Genomic DNA, 19,726 nt, shown 5'->3' on the forward strand with positions numbered 1-19,726 from the left:
ACTATCGCTTAATAACGTCTTTCTAAAAAGCGTTAAATTTGCAATTCAATTGTTTTTTCAACCATTCAGATATCTCCGCACCGCTTGACAGAGCAGGGAAACAATCGGCATTGTGTGGCCATTCACCAGGGGTGCCCCGGCAAGGGGCTGAGATTCTGCTGTAAGGCGCAGTGACCCAATGAACCTGATCCAGTTCATACTGGCGTAGGGACGGTGCAAGCGCGTCATCATTGGGCCATTCGTCCATCAGACTCTTAATTCCGGCGCGCCCTCCTCCTCACATCGGCACTGACTGGGTCTCCAATGCATCACCGCAAGGGAGCCTCACAATGACTGCGACAAAGACAAATAAAGAGATCGATTTTTCCGGCGTCACCACAGGGCCATTGCCCGCCTCCGCCAAAGTCTTCAAGGCGGGTGAAATCCACGACAATATCAGGGTGCCGATGCGCGAGATCGCCCTGCACCCGACCGCAAATGAACCGCCGGTGACCGTCTATGATTCCTCCGGCCCCTATACCGATCCCTCCGCTGACATCGACATCAATACCGGCCTGCCGCGTCTGCGCGAAAGTTGGATCACAGCCCGTGACGACGTAGGGGGTTATGACGGTCGTCAGATCAAACCGGAAGACAATGGCTTTGTCGCCGGTGACCACCTTGCGCCGGAATTCCCGGTCAATCACCAGCCCTTGCGCGCCAGGGACGGCAAGGCCGTCACGCAGATCGCCTATGCCCGTGCCGGGATCGTGACCCCGGAAATGGAATTCATTGCGATCCGCGAAAACCTGGGCCGGGCGCAATTAAAGGAAAAACTCGCCCGCGACGGTGAAGATTTCGGCGCCGCCATCCCGGATTTTGTCACCCCGGAATTTGTGCGCGACGAGGTCGCCCGCGGCCGCGCCATCATCCCCTGCAACATCAACCACCCGGAAGTGGAACCGATGATCATCGGCCGGAATTTCCTGGTGAAGGTGAACGCCAATATCGGCAACTCCGCCGTTACCTCCAGCATGGCGGAGGAAGTGGATAAGATGATCTGGTCAATCCGCTGGGGCGCGGATACGGTCATGGACCTGTCCACCGGGCGCAACATCCATAATATCCGCTCCTGGATCATCCGGAACTCGCCCGTGCCCATCGGCACGGTGCCGATCTATCAGGCGCTCGAAAAGGTCAATGGCGTGGCAGAAGACCTGACCTGGGAGGTTTTCCGCGACACGCTGATCGAACAGGCCGAACAGGGTGTTGACTATTTCACCATCCACGCCGGTATCCGCCTGCATCACCTGCCGCTGACGGTGGAGCGCGTCACCGGCATCGTCTCGCGTGGCGGGTCGATCATGGCCAAATGGTGCCTGCATCATCACCGGGAAAGCTTCGTCTACGAGCATTTCGCGGAAATCTGCGATATCGCCCGTGCCTATGACATCTCCTTCTCACTGGGTGACGGGTTGCGCCCCGGTTCTATCGCCGACGCCAACGACGCCGCCCAATTTGCCGAACTGGAAACCCTGGGGGAACTGGCACAGATCGCCTGGGACAAAGATTGCCAGGTGATGATCGAAGGCCCCGGCCATGTGCCCATGCACAAGATCAAGGAGAATATGGACAAGCAATTGGATGTCTGCGGCGAGGCCCCCTTCTATACGCTTGGGCCGCTCACGACCGATATCGCGCCCGGTTACGACCATATCACCTCGGGTATCGGGGCGGCGATGATCGGCTGGTTCGGCACGGCGATGCTGTGCTACGTGACGCCGAAAGAGCATCTTGGCCTGCCCGACCGGGACGATGTGAAGACGGGGGTGATCACCTATAAGATCGCCGCCCATGCCGCCGACCTCGCCAAAGGTCATCCGGCGGCCAAGGTCCGGGACGACGCCCTGTCCCGCGCACGCTTCGAATTCCGTTGGGAGGATCAGTTCAACCTGTCACTGGACCCGGATACGGCGCGGAATTTCCATGACCAGACCCTGCCGAAGGAAGCCCATAAGGTTGCCCATTTCTGTTCCATGTGCGGGCCGAAATTCTGTTCCATGCGCATCAGCCAGGACATCCGCGACGAGGCCAAGCAGAAAGGCATGGCGGAAATGGCGCAGAAATACCAGGCAGAGGGCGACCTCTATATGCCCGTGACGGAACCGGCAGAGTGAGCGTCGATATTCTGATCCGGGGCGCGGGGGTGGCGGGTCTGGCCGCCGCCTTCGTCCTTGCCAAACGCGGGGTCCGGGTAACGCTTTACGATAAAAGTGAGCGGCTGGACGGCAATGCCTCCTGGTACGCAGGTGGGATGCTGGCCCCTTTTTGCGAGGGCGAAACCGCCGAGGAACGTGTCCAGCGACGCGGTATCGAGGCCATCGACTGGTGGGATCGCGCCCTGCCGGGGCTGGTCCAACGCAGGGGCAGCCTGATCATCGCCGCCCCCCGCGACCAGGGGGAACTTTCCCGTTTCGCCCGACAGACAAGCGGCCACTGCTTGGTTGATGCGGCAGAACTGGCGGAACTGGAAGCCGACCTCACCGGTCGCTTCCCACAGGCTTTGTTCATCGCCGAGGAGGCCCATCTGGCCCCACGTGCGGCCCTTGCAGGGTTATTGGAACAGGCTCGCAATCATGGGATCGACATCCGTCTGGGCGGCGATGGGCCTTCCGGCGACGGCTTCGACTATGAACTTGACGCCACGGGTCTGGCCTGCCCTCTGCCGGGCCTGCGGCCCGTCCGTGGGGAAATGGCCGTCCTGCATGCGCCGGATGTGCATCTCACCCGTGTCGTCCGTTTCCTGCACCCGCGCATCCCGATCTATATCGTACCGCGCAAGGATCAGCACTATATGGTCGGCGCAACAATGATCGAAAGTGGCCACGATGGTCCGATCACTGCGCGGTCCCTGATGGAACTCTTGAACGCCGCTTATTGCGTGAACCCGGCCTTTGGCGAGGCCACACTCATCGAAACCGGGACAGGTCTGCGCCCCGCCTTTCCCGACAACCTGCCCAGGGTCATCCGTTGCGGAAACAGGCTCGCCATCAACGGGCTTTACCGCCACGGCTTCCTTCTTGCCCCCGTGCTGGCGGAAGCGGCCGCAGACCTGATCCTGAACGGCAGAACAGACAAGGATTTTATCCATGAAACTGATTGTGAATGGTGAGGCCCTAGACGCCACCGCCCGCACCCTGCAAGACCTGTTGACCGAGTTGGACCTGACCGGTCCCTGGTTGGCGACCGCCGTTGACGGGGATTTCGTGCCAGCAGGAGAACGCATCGACTGCACTCTGCGCGACGGTGCGGCGATTGAAATCCTGTCCCCGATGCAGGGAGGCTGACATGCTGACACTCTATGGACGCGACTTCGCCTCCCGGCTTTTGCTGGGCACGGCGCGATATCCCTCTCCTGCCATCCTGGCAGATGCCGTGCGGCGTTCCGAAACACAGATCGTTACCGTCTCCCTGCGGCGCGAGACGCGCGGCAATCAAAACGGTCAGGCCTTCTGGTCCCTGATCCAGTCTCTGGATGTTACGGTTCTGCCCAATACTGCCGGCTGCCATTCTGTGAAGGAGGCGGTCACCACGGCGCATATGGCCCGCGAAGTCTTTGGCACAAACTGGATCAAACTTGAGGTAATCGGCGACAGCGACACCCTGCAGCCGGATATTTTCGGCTTGGTGGAAGCGGCCAAAATCCTTTGCGACGAGGGGTTTGAGGTTTTCCCCTATATGACGGACGATCTGGTCCTGGCCGAAAGGCTGCTAGCGGCGGGATGTAAGGTCCTGATGCCCTGGTGCGCGCCGATCGGCTCTGCGCGCGGGCCGCAGAATATCCACGCCCTGAAGACCCTGCGCAGCCATTTTCCGGCTGTGCCATTAATCGTCGACGCCGGGATCGGCCGCCCGTCCCACGCCACCCAGGTTATGGAGCTGGGCTTTGACGCGGTGTTGTTGAATACAGCCGTCGCCAAGGCAGGTGATCCGGCACTTATGGCCGAAGCATTCGGCAAGGCCATTGCCGCAGGGTATGCCGCCTGTCAGGCCGAACCGTTGGAGCCGAGGGACTTCGCCACCCCGTCCACGCCCATCCTCGGGCAGGCTTTTTCCTGACATGTAACGGGCGCTTGCCTGAGGGCCCGTTACACCTAGCCCTTTTGGATATGCATGCGTCGCCACAACATCCTGAATGCCAGAAATTGAACGGAACGAAATTATCGGCGCTGAAATTCCATGACCCAATTGGTTTCCCAACTGACGCCGTCATCGGTGGAAAAGGCCTGTTCCCAGCGCGCCTGATCAGGCGGCAGCTTGGTCCAGATGAAACGGACCAGAATAGGCCTGCCATCGACCTCATCAGGACCGATAAAGAGACCTTCATCCCCCTCAAACCTGCCGGTTACCGGTGGCTCAACAGCCATACGCTCCTGGTTCAGCCACCAGATATTCCACGTCTGGTCATTCAGGTTAAAGGCACGCAGCGCCGCTGCTCGATAGGCACCGTCCGGTTCCTTCAACAGGTTATCCTCCAGGTTACCGACACCTCCCAGAATGGGAGATGTCTGGCTTTCACCTTCGAAACGGACCCAGTCGTCGCAACCGGCCAGACGCCGCGCCAGCTTCCGATGAGAGACCGTCCATGCCCCGAAAAAATAGTCAAAATCCTGATGTCCGTTCGTCGTGGCGCTGCCCTGCATGGCCTATCTTCCTGTCCTGTTTTGTGAATACCTCTCCCTGTAGCAGGATAAAGATGACGTATAATGTCATCTATTTGGCACTGGACAAAAAAAACGGGCGCTCAAACAAGCGCCCGTTCGTTCCGGTCTGGTTCGCTGTGGCCTAGGCTTCGCCCAGCGCCGACAGGTAGGTATCGACCAGCGCTTCCAGTTCGGAGCGCTCCGCCGGGTCCTGTTTCCGGTATTTCAGCACAGCGCGCAGCGCCTTGACGTCATAGCCCTCGCCCTTGGCTTCGGCGAAAACTTCCTTGATATCGTCGGCAATGGCTTTCTTTTCCTCTTCCAGTCGCTCAATCCGCTCTATAAAGGAACGAAGACGCTGACCGGCAGAGTTGGCAACCGTTTCCTGAAGATCTTCCATGATTGTCCTTCGGGTCTTTGTGGCTTTGTTGAAAAACATGAGGCTTGTCGAAACCGGCGCGCAGCTTAGCCGCACCGGCCCCGCCATTCAAACGGATTTCGTTGCCCGATTATTCTTCTCGGACATTTGACCAATATCAATGCGGGGCGACACCGGTAAACTGCATAGTGCGCCCATGATGAAGCAGAACGATCTCTTATCCCGCTACGGCAAGCCCGTACCCCGCTATACCAGCTACCCGACCGCCCCGCATTTTCACAACGGCGTCCGGGCAGATACCTATATGGAATGGTTGCGGGCCATCCCCGAAGACCAGCCGCTGTCGCTGTATTTCCACATTCCCTACTGCGACACGCTTTGCTGGTTCTGCGGTTGTCACACCAAGATCACCAAGCGCTATGGGCCGATCAAGGAGTATCTCGCCAGTCTGCTGCGCGAGATTGACCTGGTGGCGAACGCCTTGGGACCGCGCAGGCCTGTGCGGCATATCCATCTGGGAGGCGGCTCGCCGACAATCCTGAAGCCGGACGACTTCCTGCGACTGGGTGAGCGGATCAACCAGAATTTCTGTTTGATGGATGACGCGGAATTCGCCGTGGAAATCGACCCGCGCGGTGTAGATGACGTGCTGATCCGCGCGATGGCCGATGCCGGGGTCAACCGTGCCAGTGTCGGTGTGCAGGATGTGAACCCGATCGTCCAGAAGGCCATCAACCGGATACAGCCGTTTAGCGAAACGGCGCGGGTGATCGAAGGCCTGCGCGCCGAAGGTATCACCGGTATCAATGTCGATCTGATCTATGGCCTGCCGCATCAGACCATCCGTCTGGTGGAAGGCACCATCGAGGCAGTCGCCAAACTTCGGCCCAGCCGTCTGGCGCTGTTCGGCTATGCCCATGTGCCCTGGATGAAAACCCACCAGAAGATGATCGACGAAAAGGTTTTACCGAACGCCGAGGAGCGCCTCGAGCAGGCCGAAGCCGCCGCCAAGGCCATTGAGAAGGCAGGCTATGTGCCGATCGGCCTCGATCATTTCGCCCTGCCGGAAGACCCTCTGGCCGTGGCCTATGCCAAGGGCAACCTGCGGCGCAACTTCCAGGGCTATACCACGGACCAGTCCGAAATCCTGATCGGCTTCGGGGCATCCGCCATTGGCGTCAACCCGGGTGGATATGTCCAGAACGAACCCTCTTTGCGTGACTATCAGCGCCGTGTCGACGGCGGTATCCTGCCGGTCACCAAAGGTGTTGCCGTCAGCGCAGATGATGCCCTCCGGCGCGAGGTCATCCAGGACATCATGTGTAGTTACAAGGTCGATCTGGCGGATACCATGATCCGTCACAACGTGCCGAACACCTATTTCGACTTTGAACTGGAAGGCCTGGCCGACATGGAAGCAGATGGCCTCATCGAACGGGATGGCCCGAAGATTACGGTCACCAAAGCCGGTCAGCCTTTCGTCCGCACCATTGCTGCCCGTTTCGACGCCTATCTGGATAACGGCAAAGGCCGCCATTCCATGGCAGTGTAGCTGCCAGACGCTCTAGCGTTGAAACAGCCCGATCAGTTCGGCTGTTTCCAGAATATGCCCGTCCATGGCGGCTTCCAGCTTGACCTTGGGCGGGCTTTTCAGGTCCGGCAAAAGACAGTCCAACGCATAAAGCTTGAAGAAATAGCGATGCCGCCCCACCGGCGGACAAGGGCCGCCGTAGCCGGGGCGGTGCCAGTCGTTGATCCCCTGAAGGCATCCCTGCGGCAGGGCGTCCGGCGCGATCCCTTCCGTCAGCCCCGTTGTCCGGACCGGAATGTTATAGAGAACCCAGTGGACCCAGGTCATCTTCGGGGCCGCCGGGTCAGGCGCGTCGGGATCAACCACAATCAGGGCGAGACTTACAGCCCCTTCCGGAACATGCCGCCAGTCCAGGGGTGGTGAGCAATCCTGGCCGTCGCAGGTATAGAGGGCTGGAATATCACTGCCGTTGTCGAAGGCGGTGGATGTCAATGTCATGGTCATGGCATGCCTCCCGGACAGACTGTCGTTGTTAAAGACAGGATACTCCCGAAAGCGCAGCCAAGCCATTGACTTGACGGCGCCCCCCCTCTCCACTCCATCTATAAGCCATTGTAGAATGCTAATTTTCCAGGCTACAAATAGTCACATATTGGGGGCTGAAGCTCAGGGGGAGCCACATGAAGTCGATCATTCGCATCTTTTGCGCCGTATTCCTTTCCGTTTTCGCCGCATCCATCGGCACCGCACAGGCCAGTGGAAGTCTGAACCAACTGCGCAGTGCCGCAGAACAAGGCGATGCCGCCGCGCAATATCACTATGGTGCGGAGCTTCTGAAGGAAGATGGCGAACTGGCGGCGAGAGAATATGCGAATGGAAACATCGGCGAGGACGACCCACTTCCCGCAGGAAAGGTGAAATCCCTCCCCTGGCTACAAAAAGCCGCCGCCCAAGGATATCCGGATGCGATCGCGACAATCGGCGAGCATTATATCTATGGCGATATCGTCGCACGGGATACCGCCAAGGGCTTTGAAATGCTTCGCCATGGGATCGAACTAGGATCGACAGAGGGTATGTATGCCCTCGCAATCATGTATCAGGAAGGTATGGAGATCGAACAGAATCCGACCAAGGCACTGGTCATGTATGGCAACGCGGCCGCCCGCGGTCACAAGGGCGCGCTGGAAAGCATTAAGGCGAAGGCGGAATCCGGCCATCCCCTGTATCAGTTCCAACTGGCGGAATACTATCGTGAAGGAAAGGTCTTGCCGCAGGATTCCACGCGCGCCTACCACTTCTACTATGAATCCGCAAAAAAGAACTTTGCCCCGTCTTTGGTCGCCGTCTATCTCGCATGGGCCCAAGGCGATGGCGTTGAGAAAAACCAGGAACGCGCCGAATATTTTCGGCAGTTCTATGAGAAACACCCGGATCAGAATACGGTAAACAGATATTTCACCATGCGCGGTGAAAACCGCCCCTAGGCTGTGTCCAGCATCAGGAAAACCTTTTGGATCAACAGGCCGGCCAGGACCAGCCATATGACGATAATGACAAAGGCCGCAACATTGCTTCGCGGCCTTTTTTCTGTCAGACGGCGCGCGGCCTGTTTGCGCAGGTCCGCCATAACCTCATCCGGGATCAGTCGGATCACCAACCAGATTCCCAAGGGCAGCAAGAGAAGGTCATCCAGGTATCCAATAACCGGAATGAAATCGGGGATCAGGTCAATGGGGCTTAACCCATATCCTGCCACGATTGCCGCCAGGGCCTTCACATACCAAGGCACGCGCGGGTCCCGCATCGCCAGATAGAGGGCGAGCACATCCCGCTTCAATATAGTCGCCCAATGTTTCAGGCGATCCAGCATCCGGACCTCATTTCAACATGCCTCTCCTGATGCATCCTAGAGGAGTGCTCTCTATATCTCAATTTCGGTAACTGGAACCGAAATCCCCTCCTGTACCATCCGACAAATACCTCTGGTTCAACATTCTGTTGAATTTTAGAGACGATCGGTCTAATAAACTGTCATGGACGAAATTCAGACAGCCAGTACCCCGCGCCGTCGTGGTCGACCACCGAAGGACCAGAGCCGCCATGCAGAAGCACGGGCCAGACTGATCCGGGTTGGTGTCGCGACACTGACGGAAAAGGGCTTCAGTGCGGTCGGGATCGATGAAATCCTGAAATCGGTCGGGGTTCCCAAAGGCTCCTTCTATCATTATTTCGGCAGCAAGGCGGATTTCGGTCTCGCCCTGATTGACGCCTATGCGGAATATTTCGCTGGCAAGCTGGACCGTTGGTTTCTGGATGAAAGCTACCCGCCGCTGCAACGGTTGCAGAACTTCGTCGCCGATGCACGTGACGGCATGGCGCGTTACGATTTCAAACGCGGCTGTCTGGTGGGCAATCTGGGCCAGGAGATGGGGACATTGCCGGAGGCCTTCCGCGAACGGTTGGCGGACACCTTCAAGGACTGGGAGGAGCGCACCGCAGGTTGCCTGAAGGCTGCCCAGGCGGCTGGCGAACTTTCACAGGACGCCGATTGCGACCATCTCGCAAATTTCTTCTGGATTGGTTGGGAGGGCGCGGTTCTGCGGTCCAAACTGGAACGCAGCGCCACACCGCTTGACCAATTCGCCGACGGATTTTTCAAACTTCTACAGCAATATGGCGAAACGACGCCTTAACCGAAGGGGGTAATTCCATGTTTGATGCCATCCTGATCGACAAGGACGAAAACGGCCAGACAGCCAAACTGACCCAATTGGACGAAAACAGCCTGCCGGAGGGGGATGTCACGGTCCGGGTCGCCTATTCGACGCTGAATTACAAGGACGGGCTCGCCATCACAGGCAAAAGCCCGGTTGTTCGCAAATTCCCCATGGTGCCCGGTATCGACTTCTCCGGCGTTGTGGAACAGTCGGACCATCCCGACTACAGGCCCGGCGACAAGGTCGTACTCAACGGTTGGGGCGTGGGCGAGACCCATTGGGGCGGACTGGCCGGAATGGCGCGGGTCAAGGGGGAGTGGCTGGTACCGCTGGAACCCGCCTTCACCCTGGCGCAGGCCATGAGCATCGGCACCGCGGGCTATACGGCAATGCTGTGTGTGATGGCGCTGGAACGTCATGGAGTAACGCCTGAGTCCGGACCGGTGCTGGTCACCGGTGCCGCAGGCGGCGTCGGCAGCGTAGCAACGGCGGTTCTGTCCAAGCTGGGCTACCATGTAGCGGCGGTGACGGGCCGCAGGGAAGAGACCGATTATCTGACCGGGCTGGGCGCAAAAGAAATTCTCGACCGGGCGGAGTTTTCCGAACCGGGCAAGCCGCTTGCCAAGGAACGCTGGGCCGGGGCGGTTGATGTGGCCGGTGGTCAGGTGCTGGCCAATGTCTGCGCGTCTCTCATGTATCGCGGAACGGTCGCGGCCTGCGGCCTGGCGGCGGGCATGGGGCTTCCGGCAACCGTGGCGCCCTTCATCCTGCGCGGGGTGACGCTGGCCGGTGTTGACAGCGTCATGTGCCCGCGTGAGGACCGGCTGGAGGCCTGGCACCGTCTGGCGCGCGATCTGGACCCGTCGATCCTGGACGGGATCACGGAGAGTATTGCGCTCGCCGATGTGATCCCGATGGCGGAGAAGCTGCTCGCGGGGCAAGTGCGCGGGCGTGTGATCGTGCCGATTGATGAGACGTTGGGCTGAGAGAAATGCCCCATAGAACCGGAGAACCAGAAATGACGACGAGCGACCATAAAGTCAGCCGCTTTCCCGTGCCCGATCTGGCAGATATGCCCGAAGATATCCGCGAGCGCATCCTCGCAGTGCAGGAAAAGTCGGGCTTCATCCCCAATGTCTTTCTCACCCTCGCCCATCGCCCGGACGAATTCCGCGCCTTCTTTGCCTATCATGATGCATTGATGGAAAAGGAAAGCGGCCTGACCAAGGCGGAACGCGAGATGATCGTGGTGGCAACCAGCAACCTGAACCAGTGCCAGTATTGCGTGGTCGCCCATGGCGCCATCCTGCGCATTCGGGCGAAAAATCCGCTGATCGCCGATCAGGTGGCGGTCAATTACCGAAAGGCGGATATCACAGACCGCCAAAAGGCCATGCTCGATTTCGCAGTGAAAGTCTCACAATCCGCCTATGCAGTGGGTGATGCGGACCTGGAAATCCTGAAATCCCATGATTTCAGCGAGGAAGACGCCTGGGACATTGCAGCCATTTCCGCCTTTTTCGGCATGTCCAACCGCCTTGCCAATGTCACCAGCATGCGGCCCAATGACGAATTCTACACATTGGGCCGCGGTTAGTCAGTCTACCCGGACAACGGACCGGCCTTTGACGTCATCGAAGGCCGGTCAGTCCTTCACCTTGGCGTGTTCAACCTCGAATTTGGCCTTCTGGTCCGGCGTGGCCTCGGTCTGGTATTTGGCCTTCCAGTCCGCATAGGGCATGCCGTAGACGATTTCCCGTGCTTCGTCATAATCAATGTCAACGCCGCGGTCCTCGGCTGCCGCGCGATACCATTTGGACAGGCAATTGCGGCAGAAACCAGCCGTATTCATCACATCGATATTCTGGACATCGGTGCGCTCACGGAAATGTTCCACCATGCGGCGGAAGGCTGCGGCTTCAATTTCCAACCGGGTTTGTGCGTCGATCTCTTTCATGACTTCCTCCGTCACCTGAACCTGTTTGTTTTCCTGATGTAAGGTTGCATTCCCGTCCTTCAAGGAAGGATCAGACCGGCACGCCCTGAACCGTTTCCTGGACCAGCCAGTCGACCACCGCCTCAAGGGCGTCTTCTTCCGACCGGCCCGCCGCAAGTGCCGCCTCATAGGCCGCGATCTGGTTATGCGCGCTGGTGCCGCGTTTGACGATATCGCGGGCATGGGCCACCTGCTCCACACAGCCGAGACGTTCCTGATCCTCTCTGGTCAGCTCGATGATCTCTTCCAGCAGTTCGTCGTAGTCGACGATCTCACCCAGACCAAAGTCAATCAGGCCCCGTTTCAGGCCATAACGCTGCGCCCGCCAGCGGTTTTCCATGATCAGCATATTGGCGTAGGTCCGCCAGCGTTGGTTCTTGCGGCGCAGCCGCTGCAACATGGACAGCAGACAGGCATAGACCGCTGCCACGGCAATACCATCCTCCAGCCGCGTGCAGACGTCGGCAATGCGCATCTCCAGGGTCGGGAATTTGCAATGGGGCCGGATATCCCACCACAGCTTGGACCCGTCTTCGATCACGCCTGCCTTGGTCAGGACATTCAGATGGCGTTCATATTCCGACCAGCTTTCGAAATGTTCCGGCAGGCCGGTGCGCGGCAATTCATCAAACACCGCGATCCGATAGCTCATCAGGCCCGTGTTGCGTCCGCGCCAGAAAGGCGAAGAGGTACTGAGCGCCAGCAGATGCGGCAGGAAATAGGCAACCTGGTTCAACAGGTCGATCCTGGAATCATTATCGCCAATCCCCACATGCACATGCATCCCGCAGATCACCAGCCGCTGGGCTACTCCACGCAAGTCATTGGCAAGCGCGTTGTAGCGTTCCTTGTCCGTATGCTGCAGCTTCTGCCAGTTGGCTGTCGGGTGGGTGGAGGCCGCAATCGGGGCCAGGCCATGGGCGCGGGCCGCCCGCACCACCGCGGAACGCAGCTTCAGCAGTTTGTCATGCACATCGGCAACCGATCCACAGACCGCCGTGCCAACCTCAACCTGTGCTTTCAGGAATTCCGGCGTGGCAAAGCCGATGCTTTCGTCAATTTCCGCCTGGACCTGCTCAATCACGCCCTCCTGCAAGGTTGTGTCGCTGGCCAACTGGCGCGTCTTGGGGTCGACCAGAAGATATTCTTCCTCCACCCCGATTGAAAACGGCGCATTACCCATCATGAGCATCCCTGAAAACCGGTTTATTCTTTATTGATTATACGCGGTATAAAGCTTTGGATCAGCAAGGACTTCTTCCATCGCGTCGCCAACAATCGCCGCATATTCCTGCTGTCCGGCCTCGTCGCGGATCAGGTCCTGCCGGATTTCCAGCAATACATTGGGCAACCCGCCCGGAATGGCGTGGGTTTCAATGGTATAGCCATAGGGGTCCATGCCCGAATAGGGCTTGTTATCACCGATACACAGATCCGGGCGCTGTTTCGCCAGAACCGCCATCAATGCCTCGCCCATGCGGCGATCCTTGTTCATCAGCACCCCGATATGCCAGGGGCGGGTCACCCCCTTCATCTTGTCGGTACAGCTATGCACCGAGATGATCGCAGGCAGTTGTCCGTTTTCATGGCGTGACGCAATGGCATCTGCCACGGACCGGTGATAGGGCCAGTAAAGCTCTTCCTGCCGGGCGGCGCGTTCTTCATGGGACAGGCGACGGTTACCCGGCACCACGTCGCCGTCGCTGATTTCGCGGATGCTGGTGAAATCGTCCACCGGGCGGTTGATATCGATCACCAGCCTCGAATAGCCGGAAATCACCGCAGGCGCGTCCAGCCGGTCACTCAACAGTTCCGCCACCCGGCGCGCGCCGATGTCATAGGCGATATGCCGTTCCAGCGTGTCCGGATCGACACTGAGCCCATCCAGCGCCTTGGGCACGTGATTGCTGGCATGGTCGCAGACGACCAATACCGGCGCGGCGGCATCCTGATTTCGAACGGTAACGGCGGGTGGATCCTGTGGGCCCAGCAAAGTCATAACACAAACTTGTCCAATAGATATCGTTTTCCGGCTCTTCTCGACCGGCGCACCATACAGATATCCACGTCTCGCAAGAGGGGGCAAGCCCCCTTCGCGTAAAACAGTCCGAATTAGTTATTTTCCGGCAGGTCACGAAGTTTGCGGCGCATCACCTTGCCTGTGGTCGTCATGGGCAGATGGTCGATGAAGGCCACCTGACGCGGATATTCATGGGCGGCCAACTGGGTTTTCACGAAGGTCTGGATTTCTTTCGCCAGATCATCACTGCCCTCAATGCCTTCGCGAAGCACGATATAGGCCTTGATCGATTCCGTGCGGATCGGGTCCGGCACACCGATGACGGCGGCCATCTGCACGGCGGGATGTTTGATCAGGCAATCCTCGATCTCGCCCGGGCCGACGCGATAGCCTGCGGTCGTAATCACGTCGTCATCACGGCCCACATACCAGATATATCCATCCTCATCCGTCTGGCCCACATCGCCGGTGATCAGCCAATCGCCGATGAATTTCTCTTTCGTCGCCTGCTCATTCTTCCAATAGCCCAGGAACATCACCGGGTCGGGGCGGCGGATCGCAATATGCCCCTCCTGCCCGGCAGCCAGGCGGTTTCCATCATTGTCGATGATTGCAACCTCGTGCCCCGGGATCGGCTTGCCCATGGAGCCCGGACGGATTTCCATCACGTCGGCACAGTTGCCGACCACCAGATTGCATTCGGTCTGGCCGTAGAATTCGTTGATAGTCAGACCGAATGTCTCCCGACCCCAGTCCAAAAGCTCCGCACCCAGGCTTTCCCCGCCGGAACCGATGGAGCGCATGTGATAGCCAAACCGGCCGCGCGGATTGTCCACCTGCCGCATCAGCTTCAATGCCGTCGGGGGCATGAAGGCATTACGCACGTTGAACGCGCCCATCAGGCGGAAGGCCTCTTCCGGGTCGAATTTCGGCAGCCGGCAGGCCAATACCGGCCGTCCGTGGTGGAGGCTGGGCAGAAGCACATCGATCAACCCGCCGATCCAGGCCCAATCCGCCGGGGTCCAGAAAAGGTCGTCGCCTTTCGGGAAAAAGTTATGCGGAAACTCCACGCCCGGCAGATGGCCCAGCAAAACCCGATGGGCATGCAGCGCGCCCTTGGGATTGCCGGTGGTGCCGGAGGTAAAAATGATAATCGCCGGATCATCGGCCCTGGTCTTGACCGGCTCGAATTCCGCAGAGGCCTTGTCCAGCAGGGCATGGAAGTCCACCGCCCCATCCGCCGCGCCATCAATACAGAAGACCACCTCCAGATCCGGAAGACGATCACGGATGCGCGCGATTTTCTCCACGCCCGTCATGTCGGTCACCAGGAACTTTGCCCCGCTGGCCGCCAGCCGGTATTCCAGCGCATCGTCTCCAAACAAGGCAAAAAGCGGGATAGCGATCATGCCGGATTTATAGGCGGCGATATGGGCCACCGCCGTTTCCGGCGCCTGAGGCAGCAGAATGCCAACGCGGTCCTCGCGGGCCGCCCCATGGGCCGCCAGCACATTTGCAAAACGGTTGGAGAGTTTTTTCAGATCACCGAAGGAATATTTCGCAACACTGCCATCGGCCTCGCGATAGATGATCGCGGTGGCCGCCTGATCCTGCCGGTCGCAGACATCAACGCCAATGTTGTAATATTCCGGTATCTGCCACTGAAAAGCGGCCTTCACCGCATCATAGCTTGGCTCTTGCGGCAACATAGATCGTCTCCCAAAAATCGCTACTTGGCGAATGAAACCAACCGTCCGTCTTCGTCCTGCCCGTCCGCGCGGATTTCAACGCCGCTATTATCAGCCCCTTTACTGAATGTTCCCGCAGCCTTGTGATCCCCGCAAGTCAGTTTCCACATTCCGGAAATCGCTTCGTTGCCGAAATCGGTCACATCATAGTCACCGTCGCAATGGCCAAGTTCATCAGTCTTGAAGAAAAACGCGCCGCTTTCCTGACCGACGAAGGTGATTTTGGTGCGTTGCGAAGAGACCAGCTCCGGCCAGTCGAAAATATATTGTCCCGACATATCTTCCAGCGCCAGCCCGATCCGTGCATTACGCGCTTCACGCGCTTCCGACGAAGGCACTGCGCCGTAGTCACGATGGCTTATGGCCTTCACGATTTTCGCACCTTCCGCCTCTGAAATAGAGGAAGCCCCAAGGCGGCAGTAATGGCCGGAGATCAGATTGCGCGCGCCGCGATCAATATGCGTACCGAATACCTCGGAGAAGACCAGGCACTTTGCGTCGCCATCCTCGAAAGCCGCATATTTCACGACGCCAAGATCATTGGGCGTTGAGTATTCCGTCCCGATTTCCGGCGTATCTTCTGCATAAGCCGTCCACCCCTCAAGCGCATCATCCAGCTGCTCTTTCGGGAAATAGCGATTTATCTCCGACGTCTCCAGCAAGACGATATTCGCGTAAGGATACTGCCCCCGGACGGGACCGTAGAAGGCGAGAGTCTGATGCGTATAATGGTTGCCTGCATAGCCAGAGATGATCTTCCGGTATCCGTTTTCCACCCCCGGCCCGTTGAAGACGAGGTCGCTTTCCGATTCCGTGATTTCCTTGCTGCTGTTGCCGATATCGCTGGTCGTGACGCAGCCAGCCAACAAGATCATGGCCAATCCGGCCAAAGATAAACGATACATAGTCCCCCCCAAAAATTAGTCTGTTGTTTCCATCAGTTGTGGTATGAGTCCCCGCGCCACAGCCAAGGCATCATCCCGGTCAGCCGCCGTCGGCATGGTTGGGTGATAGAGCGCCTTCAGCAATATCCTGTCCCAGCGGGACATTTCATCCTGACCAGCCACATAACTCATCGCAGAGCGGATGCGATGCGCATGCCCGCGGAAACCAAACCCGTGGAGCAATTCATGCTCCACGCATTTTTCCGCAACGCGCCCCATCTTGAAAGGCAGATGAATATCCGCTTTGCGGATACCGCCCCGCTCGCTCGCTTCGGCATGGGTATAACAGGAGGCCAACTGGTTGTCGTTGATGACAAACTCTTTTTCATTGTCGATATAGATTTTGAAGTTGGCGTCGCCGACGGTCTTGACCTTGCGGACCTGAACATTGGCAATTTTGGCAATTTTCAGAAGTGCCGCCTCCGACTGGCTCGACAGTGCCTCATCATCCACCCCAAGGATGATATAGTGAATTTCATCGTCCCACCGAACCAGTCTTTCATAGGTCTGATCAACATCATGACCATGGCTGTCCGGCGCGACAAAGAAAACCAGATCGTCAAAAGACTGCACCAGCCGATCATTGACCTGCGCCGTTGTCTGGCATGCGGCAAGCACGCCCAACGCGCACAAAAGAAACCCGATCCTGATCATCGCCCCCACACTACCCCTTTTTTTCACCCCCTACGTGCCACTCAATTAATAGTGTGCTTATTCAAGGGCTTTCAACTTATTTTTGGGTTGTCTGGAACGAGTGGCTGCCGACAAACGGCGGGGCGTTGATCAATTCAGCTTGTCGCGGGGGATATAGGCACCGTCGTTGCGTGTTTCGAAAAACTCGGAAATGGAGGGATGGTCGATTTCGTCCTCCGGATCGGCCAGTTTCAAATTCTGCTCCGAAACATAGGCGATATAGGGTGACTGATTGTCGGCATTGACGGCAAACAGGTGGTAGAAAGGCTGGTTCCTGTCTGGACGCACATCTTCCGGGATGGAATTATACCAATCCTCGGAATTGTCGAATTCAGGGTCCACGTCGAAAACCACCCCGCGGAAACCATAGACTTTATGTTCCACGGATGTCCCGAGGGAGAATTTTGCAGTGCGGCAGGCAATTTTGTTCATCATGTCAACCAACAATATTTTGTTAGCATTTTTATAGCTATTGTATGGCGTAAAGCTTACTCGATACTTAACCGACATCGAACAAAGCAACCGGGATAGTAGCCAGCCAAATGAAACATGCAAGCCACAGCCCCGCATCGATGCTGACCATCCACTTCGAGACATTCGACATCACGCCGAAGCTGCTGGAGAATGACAAACGCCTGCGGGCCTTTTGGTTCTACTGGCTGGAAACGGCCCGACGTTACGACGGTTTCAAGGCCCTTGCAAAAGATGATATTCGGCCGGAATCCTTCAAAGGCTATCTGGAATATCTGACCCTGACGGAAGCCGTCAATGACGGTGCCGATTTCCGCTATCGCATCTATGGTACCGGCATTGCGAAACATTTCGGCCGGAATATGACCGGCGCACTTGTCTCCGACCTGCCGCCGGTATCCGCGGAATTCCAGCTTTACTTCTACCAGCAGGCCCTCCGGAAAAGGCAACCGGTCTACATGATTACCGAAGGCCATCCGAACATCCAGGTCGACATGTGGGCCCGGCTCTGCCTGCCTGTCACCACCTCCGGCGACCGCGTGGAGATGCTGTTGAATCTCGCCCTGCCAACCAGATTACGGGGCACGCCCGCGCAGTATCTGTAAGGGTTGAACGGCCCTCATGGTCTTCTGGAATTGAAACTGCGGCCCATTTCGGTTAAATCGGGCGCTAGATTTGACGTTATTCCCTTATAGGAGATCAATCCGACATGGCGTCCTACCAGTACGTCTATTCCATGCAGAATGTCTCCAAGACCTATCCCGGTGGCCGGGAAGTCTTGAAAAACATCACGCTGGCCTTTCTGCCGGGCGCCAAGATCGGCGTACTCGGTTACAACGGTGCGGGTAAATCCACGCTGTTGAAAATCATGGCCGGCATCGACCACGAATTCAACGGCGAGGCGCGCGCCGCCGACGGCGTCAAGGTTGGCTACCTGCCGCAGGAACCGCAGTTGGACGAAAGCAAAACGGTTGCCGAGAACGTCATGGACGCCATGGCGGAGATCAAGGCCGTCGTCGATCGCTTCAACGAAGTGTCCATGAAACTTGGCGAAGTCACCGATGATGACGAGATGATGACCCTGATCGGCGAACAGGCCGAATTGCAGGAACAGATCGACGCGGCGGATGCCTGGGACCTGGATCGTCATGTGGAAGTCGCCATGGACGCCCTGCGCTGTCCGCCGGGCGACTGGAAGGTCACCGACCTGTCCGGTGGTGAAAAACGCCGTGTGGCGCTTTGTAAACTGTTGCTCAGCAAACCCGACATGCTGCTGCTCGACGAGCCGACCAACCACCTGGACGCTGAATCCGTTGCCTGGCTGCAGCGCTTCCTGGGTGATTATGAAGGCACCGTCGTAATGGTCACCCACGACCGTTACTTCCTCGACAATGTCACCGGCTGGATTCTGGAACTAGACCGCGGCAGCGGCATTCCCTACGAGGGCAACTATTCCTCCTGGCTGGAACAGAAACAGAAACGTCTGGCCCAGGAAGGCAAGGAAAACGAAGCCCGCGCCAAATCGCTTGCCCGCGAACGCGAATGGGTCAGCTCCAGCGCCAAGGCCCGTCAGGCCAAGAGCAAGGCCCGTATCCAGGCCTATGAAAAAATGCTGGAAGAGAGCAAGAACGCGCCCGATCAGCCGGGCCTCGCCCATATCGTCATCCCGGCCGGTCCGCGCCTGGGCGATATCGTGATCAATGCAGAGCATGTCACCAAGGCCTTTAACGACAAGCTGTTGTTCGACGACCTGAACTTCCGTCTTCCGCCGGGCGGCATCGTTGGTGTGATCGGCCCGAACGGCGCCGGTAAAACCACGCTGTTCCGCATGATCACCGGTGGTGAAACACCCGACGGCGGTGAGATGAAAATCGGTGAGACCGTGAAACTGGGCTATGTGGATCAGTCCCGCGACAGCCTCGACGCGAACAAGACGGTCTGGGAAGAAATGTCCGACGGTCTGGACATGATCGAGCTCGGCAAACGCAAGATGCCGTCCCGCGCCTATTGCGGCAGCTTCAACTTCAAGGGTGCCGACCAGCAGAAAAAAGTCGGCATGCTGTCCGGTGGTGAGCGCAACCGCGTGCATCTGGCCAAGATGTTGAAATCCGGCGCCAACGTGCTGCTGCTTGACGAACCGACCAACGACCTGGACGTGGATACCCTGCGTGCGCTTGAGGAAGCGCTCCTGGAATTCGCCGGCTGCGCCGTGGTCATCAGCCACGATCGCTGGTTCCTCGACCGTGTCGCAACCCACATCCTGGCCTATGAAGGCGACAGCCAGGTTGTCTGGTTCGAAGGCAACTACGAAGACTACGAAGCCGACCGTAAGCGCCGCCTGGGCGCCGACGCGGATCAGCCCCACCGGATCAAATACCGCAAGCTGACCCATTAATCGGTTGCAAATGCCGAAATGAAAAGCCCCCGGAAAGCGATTTCCGGGGGCTTTTCTGTGGCTCCGATATAAGAAATGACCTACTTCGGCGATAAGCTTGGCCTGCGACTCCAGCGAGCTGTGCCCAAAAGCCTCCCCCTTCAAACT

General features: G+C 58.1%; 21 protein-coding genes, 1 pseudogene and 1 riboswitch. Of the genes and pseudogenes, 11 read left to right on the forward strand and 11 right to left on the reverse strand.

Features of this window, described 5'->3' with window-relative positions; all coding sequences use genetic code 11:
* Positions 1 to 117: 117 nt before the first annotated feature.
* Positions 118 to 229: riboswitch (TPP riboswitch) on the forward strand.
* Positions 230 to 329: 100 nt separating this feature from the next.
* The 4 genes from thiC to IF205_RS17090 are packed head-to-tail and all read left to right on the forward strand — an operon-like array spanning position 330 to position 4,098.
* Positions 330 to 2,156 (forward strand): phosphomethylpyrimidine synthase ThiC, encoded by a 1,827-nt coding sequence (thiC, locus tag IF205_RS17075; protein ID WP_259780561.1) that lies wholly within the window; start codon positions 330 to 332, stop codon positions 2,154 to 2,156.
* Positions 2,153 to 3,151, forward strand: a complete 999-nt coding sequence (locus tag IF205_RS17080; protein ID WP_259780562.1) for an FAD-dependent oxidoreductase — start codon at positions 2,153 to 2,155, stop codon at positions 3,149 to 3,151. Before thiC ends, IF205_RS17080 begins: the two co-directional genes overlap by 4 nt.
* Positions 3,129 to 3,326 (forward strand): sulfur carrier protein ThiS, encoded by a 198-nt coding sequence (gene thiS / locus IF205_RS17085; protein WP_259780563.1) that lies wholly within the window; start codon positions 3,129 to 3,131, stop codon positions 3,324 to 3,326. Before IF205_RS17080 ends, thiS begins: the two co-directional genes overlap by 23 nt.
* A gap of 1 nt (position 3,327) precedes the next feature.
* Positions 3,328 to 4,098 carry a thiazole synthase gene (locus IF205_RS17090; protein WP_375542657.1) on the forward strand — a complete coding sequence of 257 codons (771 nt, stop codon included), beginning with the start codon at positions 3,328 to 3,330 and terminating at the stop codon, positions 4,096 to 4,098.
* A 101-nt stretch (positions 4,099 to 4,199) separates the two neighbouring features.
* Here IF205_RS17090 and IF205_RS17095 read toward each other — a convergent pair whose 3' ends face one another.
* Both IF205_RS17095 and IF205_RS17100 read right to left on the reverse strand, forming a co-directional pair.
* Positions 4,200 to 4,682: a DUF1579 domain-containing protein gene (locus IF205_RS17095; protein ID WP_259780564.1), complete on the reverse strand. Its 483-nt coding sequence runs from the start codon at positions 4,680 to 4,682 to the stop codon at positions 4,200 to 4,202.
* Between the two features lie 142 nt (positions 4,683 to 4,824).
* Entirely contained in the window at positions 4,825 to 5,082 is a 258-nt protein-coding gene (locus IF205_RS17100) for a DUF2312 domain-containing protein (RefSeq protein ID WP_259780565.1), read from the reverse strand.
* A gap of 175 nt (positions 5,083 to 5,257) precedes the next feature.
* On the opposite strand from IF205_RS17100, the gene hemN reads away from it, so the two are divergent.
* Complete coding sequence (hemN, locus tag IF205_RS17105) at positions 5,258 to 6,613, forward strand: oxygen-independent coproporphyrinogen III oxidase (RefSeq protein WP_311195703.1); 1,356 nt, start codon at positions 5,258 to 5,260, stop codon at positions 6,611 to 6,613.
* Positions 6,614 to 6,625: 12 nt separating this feature from the next.
* On the opposite strand, the gene IF205_RS17110 is transcribed toward hemN, so the two are convergent.
* Positions 6,626 to 7,096, reverse strand: a complete 471-nt coding sequence (locus IF205_RS17110) for a YbhB/YbcL family Raf kinase inhibitor-like protein (protein ID WP_259780566.1) — start codon at positions 7,094 to 7,096, stop codon at positions 6,626 to 6,628.
* Positions 7,097 to 7,272: 176 nt separating this feature from the next.
* Here IF205_RS17110 and IF205_RS17115 point away from each other — a divergent pair, with 176 nt between their 5' ends.
* Entirely contained in the window at positions 7,273 to 8,079 is an 807-nt protein-coding gene (locus IF205_RS17115) for a tetratricopeptide repeat protein (RefSeq protein ID WP_259780567.1), read from the forward strand.
* On the opposite strand, the pseudogene IF205_RS17120 reads toward IF205_RS17115, so the two are convergent.
* Positions 8,076 to 8,468 (reverse strand): annotated as a pseudogene (locus IF205_RS17120) (YkvA family protein); the annotation flags it as partial. The gene IF205_RS17115 and the pseudogene IF205_RS17120 sit on opposite strands and share 4 nt — an antisense overlap.
* Before the next feature lie 160 nt (positions 8,469 to 8,628).
* Here IF205_RS17120 and acuR point away from each other — a divergent pair.
* Genes acuR through IF205_RS17135 form a run of 3 tightly spaced genes read left to right on the forward strand, consistent with a single transcriptional unit; the run spans position 8,629 to position 10,909 of the window.
* Positions 8,629 to 9,288 (forward strand): acrylate utilization transcriptional regulator AcuR, encoded by a 660-nt coding sequence (gene acuR, locus IF205_RS17125; RefSeq protein WP_259780568.1) that lies wholly within the window; start codon positions 8,629 to 8,631, stop codon positions 9,286 to 9,288.
* A 17-nt stretch (positions 9,289 to 9,305) separates the two neighbouring features.
* On the forward strand, positions 9,306 to 10,298 hold the full coding sequence (gene acuI / locus IF205_RS17130) for an acrylyl-CoA reductase (NADPH) (RefSeq protein WP_259780569.1): 993 nt from the start codon (positions 9,306 to 9,308) through the stop codon (positions 10,296 to 10,298).
* Positions 10,299 to 10,330: 32 nt separating this feature from the next.
* On the forward strand, positions 10,331 to 10,909 hold the full coding sequence (locus tag IF205_RS17135; RefSeq protein WP_259780570.1) for a peroxidase-related enzyme: 579 nt from the start codon (positions 10,331 to 10,333) through the stop codon (positions 10,907 to 10,909).
* A gap of 48 nt (positions 10,910 to 10,957) precedes the next feature.
* On the opposite strand, the gene IF205_RS17140 is transcribed toward IF205_RS17135, so the two are convergent.
* From IF205_RS17140 to hspQ, 7 genes are all read right to left on the reverse strand, one after another.
* Complete coding sequence (locus IF205_RS17140) at positions 10,958 to 11,269, reverse strand: DUF1244 domain-containing protein (protein ID WP_259780571.1); 312 nt, start codon at positions 11,267 to 11,269, stop codon at positions 10,958 to 10,960.
* Positions 11,270 to 11,339: 70 nt separating this feature from the next.
* Positions 11,340 to 12,491, reverse strand: a complete 1,152-nt coding sequence (locus tag IF205_RS17145; protein ID WP_259783308.1) for a carboxylate-amine ligase — start codon at positions 12,489 to 12,491, stop codon at positions 11,340 to 11,342.
* Between the two features lie 30 nt (positions 12,492 to 12,521).
* Entirely contained in the window at positions 12,522 to 13,307 is a 786-nt protein-coding gene (locus IF205_RS17150; RefSeq protein WP_259780572.1) for an N-formylglutamate amidohydrolase, read from the reverse strand.
* A 113-nt stretch (positions 13,308 to 13,420) separates the two neighbouring features.
* A complete protein-coding gene (locus IF205_RS17155; RefSeq protein WP_259780573.1) occupies positions 13,421 to 15,037 on the reverse strand; it encodes an acyl-CoA synthetase in 1,617 nt (538 codons plus the stop codon).
* Positions 15,038 to 15,057: 20 nt separating this feature from the next.
* Positions 15,058 to 15,981 carry a hypothetical protein gene (locus tag IF205_RS17160; RefSeq protein WP_259780574.1) on the reverse strand — a complete coding sequence of 308 codons (924 nt, stop codon included), beginning with the start codon at positions 15,979 to 15,981 and terminating at the stop codon, positions 15,058 to 15,060.
* A gap of 15 nt (positions 15,982 to 15,996) precedes the next feature.
* Entirely contained in the window at positions 15,997 to 16,674 is a 678-nt protein-coding gene (locus IF205_RS17165; RefSeq protein ID WP_259783309.1) for a DUF2927 domain-containing protein, read from the reverse strand.
* Positions 16,675 to 16,803: 129 nt separating this feature from the next.
* Positions 16,804 to 17,148: a heat shock protein HspQ gene (gene hspQ, locus IF205_RS17170; RefSeq protein WP_259780575.1), complete on the reverse strand. Its 345-nt coding sequence runs from the start codon at positions 17,146 to 17,148 to the stop codon at positions 16,804 to 16,806.
* A 107-nt stretch (positions 17,149 to 17,255) separates the two neighbouring features.
* On the opposite strand from hspQ, the gene IF205_RS17175 reads away from it, so the two are divergent.
* Positions 17,256 to 17,789 (forward strand): PAS domain-containing protein, encoded by a 534-nt coding sequence (locus IF205_RS17175; RefSeq protein WP_259780576.1) that lies wholly within the window; start codon positions 17,256 to 17,258, stop codon positions 17,787 to 17,789.
* A 104-nt stretch (positions 17,790 to 17,893) separates the two neighbouring features.
* Entirely contained in the window at positions 17,894 to 19,579 is a 1,686-nt protein-coding gene (gene ettA, locus IF205_RS17180) for an energy-dependent translational throttle protein EttA (RefSeq protein WP_259780577.1), read from the forward strand.
* Positions 19,580 to 19,726: the final 147 nt, after the last annotated feature.

The organism is Aestuariispira ectoiniformans, from assembly GCF_025136295.1.
Lineage (GTDB): Bacteria > Pseudomonadota > Alphaproteobacteria > UBA8366 > Aestuariispiraceae > Aestuariispira_A > Aestuariispira_A ectoiniformans.

Bases quoted from the DNA above. Each gene is read 5' to 3' on its own strand.
- thiC (WP_259780561.1), top strand. From the start codon at position 330: ATGACTGCGACAAAGACAAATAAAGAGATCGATTTTTCCGGCGTCACC.
- thiS (WP_259780563.1), top strand. From the start codon at position 3,129: ATGAAACTGATTGTGAATGGTGAGGCCCTAGACGCCACCGCCCGCACC.
- IF205_RS17090 (WP_375542657.1), top strand. From the start codon at position 3,328: ATGCTGACACTCTATGGACGCGACTTCGCCTCCCGGCTTTTGCTGGGC.
- IF205_RS17095 (WP_259780564.1), bottom strand. From the start codon at position 4,682: ATGCAGGGCAGCGCCACGACGAACGGACATCAGGATTTTGACTATTTT.
- IF205_RS17100 (WP_259780565.1), bottom strand. From the start codon at position 5,082: ATGGAAGATCTTCAGGAAACGGTTGCCAACTCTGCCGGTCAGCGTCTT.
- hemN (WP_311195703.1), top strand. From the start codon at position 5,258: ATGATGAAGCAGAACGATCTCTTATCCCGCTACGGCAAGCCCGTACCC.
- IF205_RS17110 (WP_259780566.1), bottom strand. From the start codon at position 7,096: ATGACCATGACATTGACATCCACCGCCTTCGACAACGGCAGTGATATT.
- IF205_RS17115 (WP_259780567.1), top strand. From the start codon at position 7,273: ATGAAGTCGATCATTCGCATCTTTTGCGCCGTATTCCTTTCCGTTTTC.
- acuR (WP_259780568.1), top strand. From the start codon at position 8,629: ATGGACGAAATTCAGACAGCCAGTACCCCGCGCCGTCGTGGTCGACCA.
- acuI (WP_259780569.1), top strand. From the start codon at position 9,306: ATGTTTGATGCCATCCTGATCGACAAGGACGAAAACGGCCAGACAGCC.
- IF205_RS17135 (WP_259780570.1), top strand. From the start codon at position 10,331: ATGACGACGAGCGACCATAAAGTCAGCCGCTTTCCCGTGCCCGATCTG.
- IF205_RS17140 (WP_259780571.1), bottom strand. From the start codon at position 11,269: ATGAAAGAGATCGACGCACAAACCCGGTTGGAAATTGAAGCCGCAGCC.
- IF205_RS17145 (WP_259783308.1), bottom strand. From the start codon at position 12,491: ATGGGTAATGCGCCGTTTTCAATCGGGGTGGAGGAAGAATATCTTCTG.
- IF205_RS17150 (WP_259780572.1), bottom strand. From the start codon at position 13,307: ATGACTTTGCTGGGCCCACAGGATCCACCCGCCGTTACCGTTCGAAAT.
- IF205_RS17155 (WP_259780573.1), bottom strand. From the start codon at position 15,037: ATGTTGCCGCAAGAGCCAAGCTATGATGCGGTGAAGGCCGCTTTTCAG.
- IF205_RS17160 (WP_259780574.1), bottom strand. From the start codon at position 15,981: ATGTATCGTTTATCTTTGGCCGGATTGGCCATGATCTTGTTGGCTGGC.
- IF205_RS17165 (WP_259783309.1), bottom strand. From the start codon at position 16,674: ATGATCAGGATCGGGTTTCTTTTGTGCGCGTTGGGCGTGCTTGCCGCA.
- hspQ (WP_259780575.1), bottom strand. From the start codon at position 17,148: ATGATGAACAAAATTGCCTGCCGCACTGCAAAATTCTCCCTCGGGACA.
- IF205_RS17175 (WP_259780576.1), top strand. From the start codon at position 17,256: ATGAAACATGCAAGCCACAGCCCCGCATCGATGCTGACCATCCACTTC.
- ettA (WP_259780577.1), top strand. From the start codon at position 17,894: ATGGCGTCCTACCAGTACGTCTATTCCATGCAGAATGTCTCCAAGACC.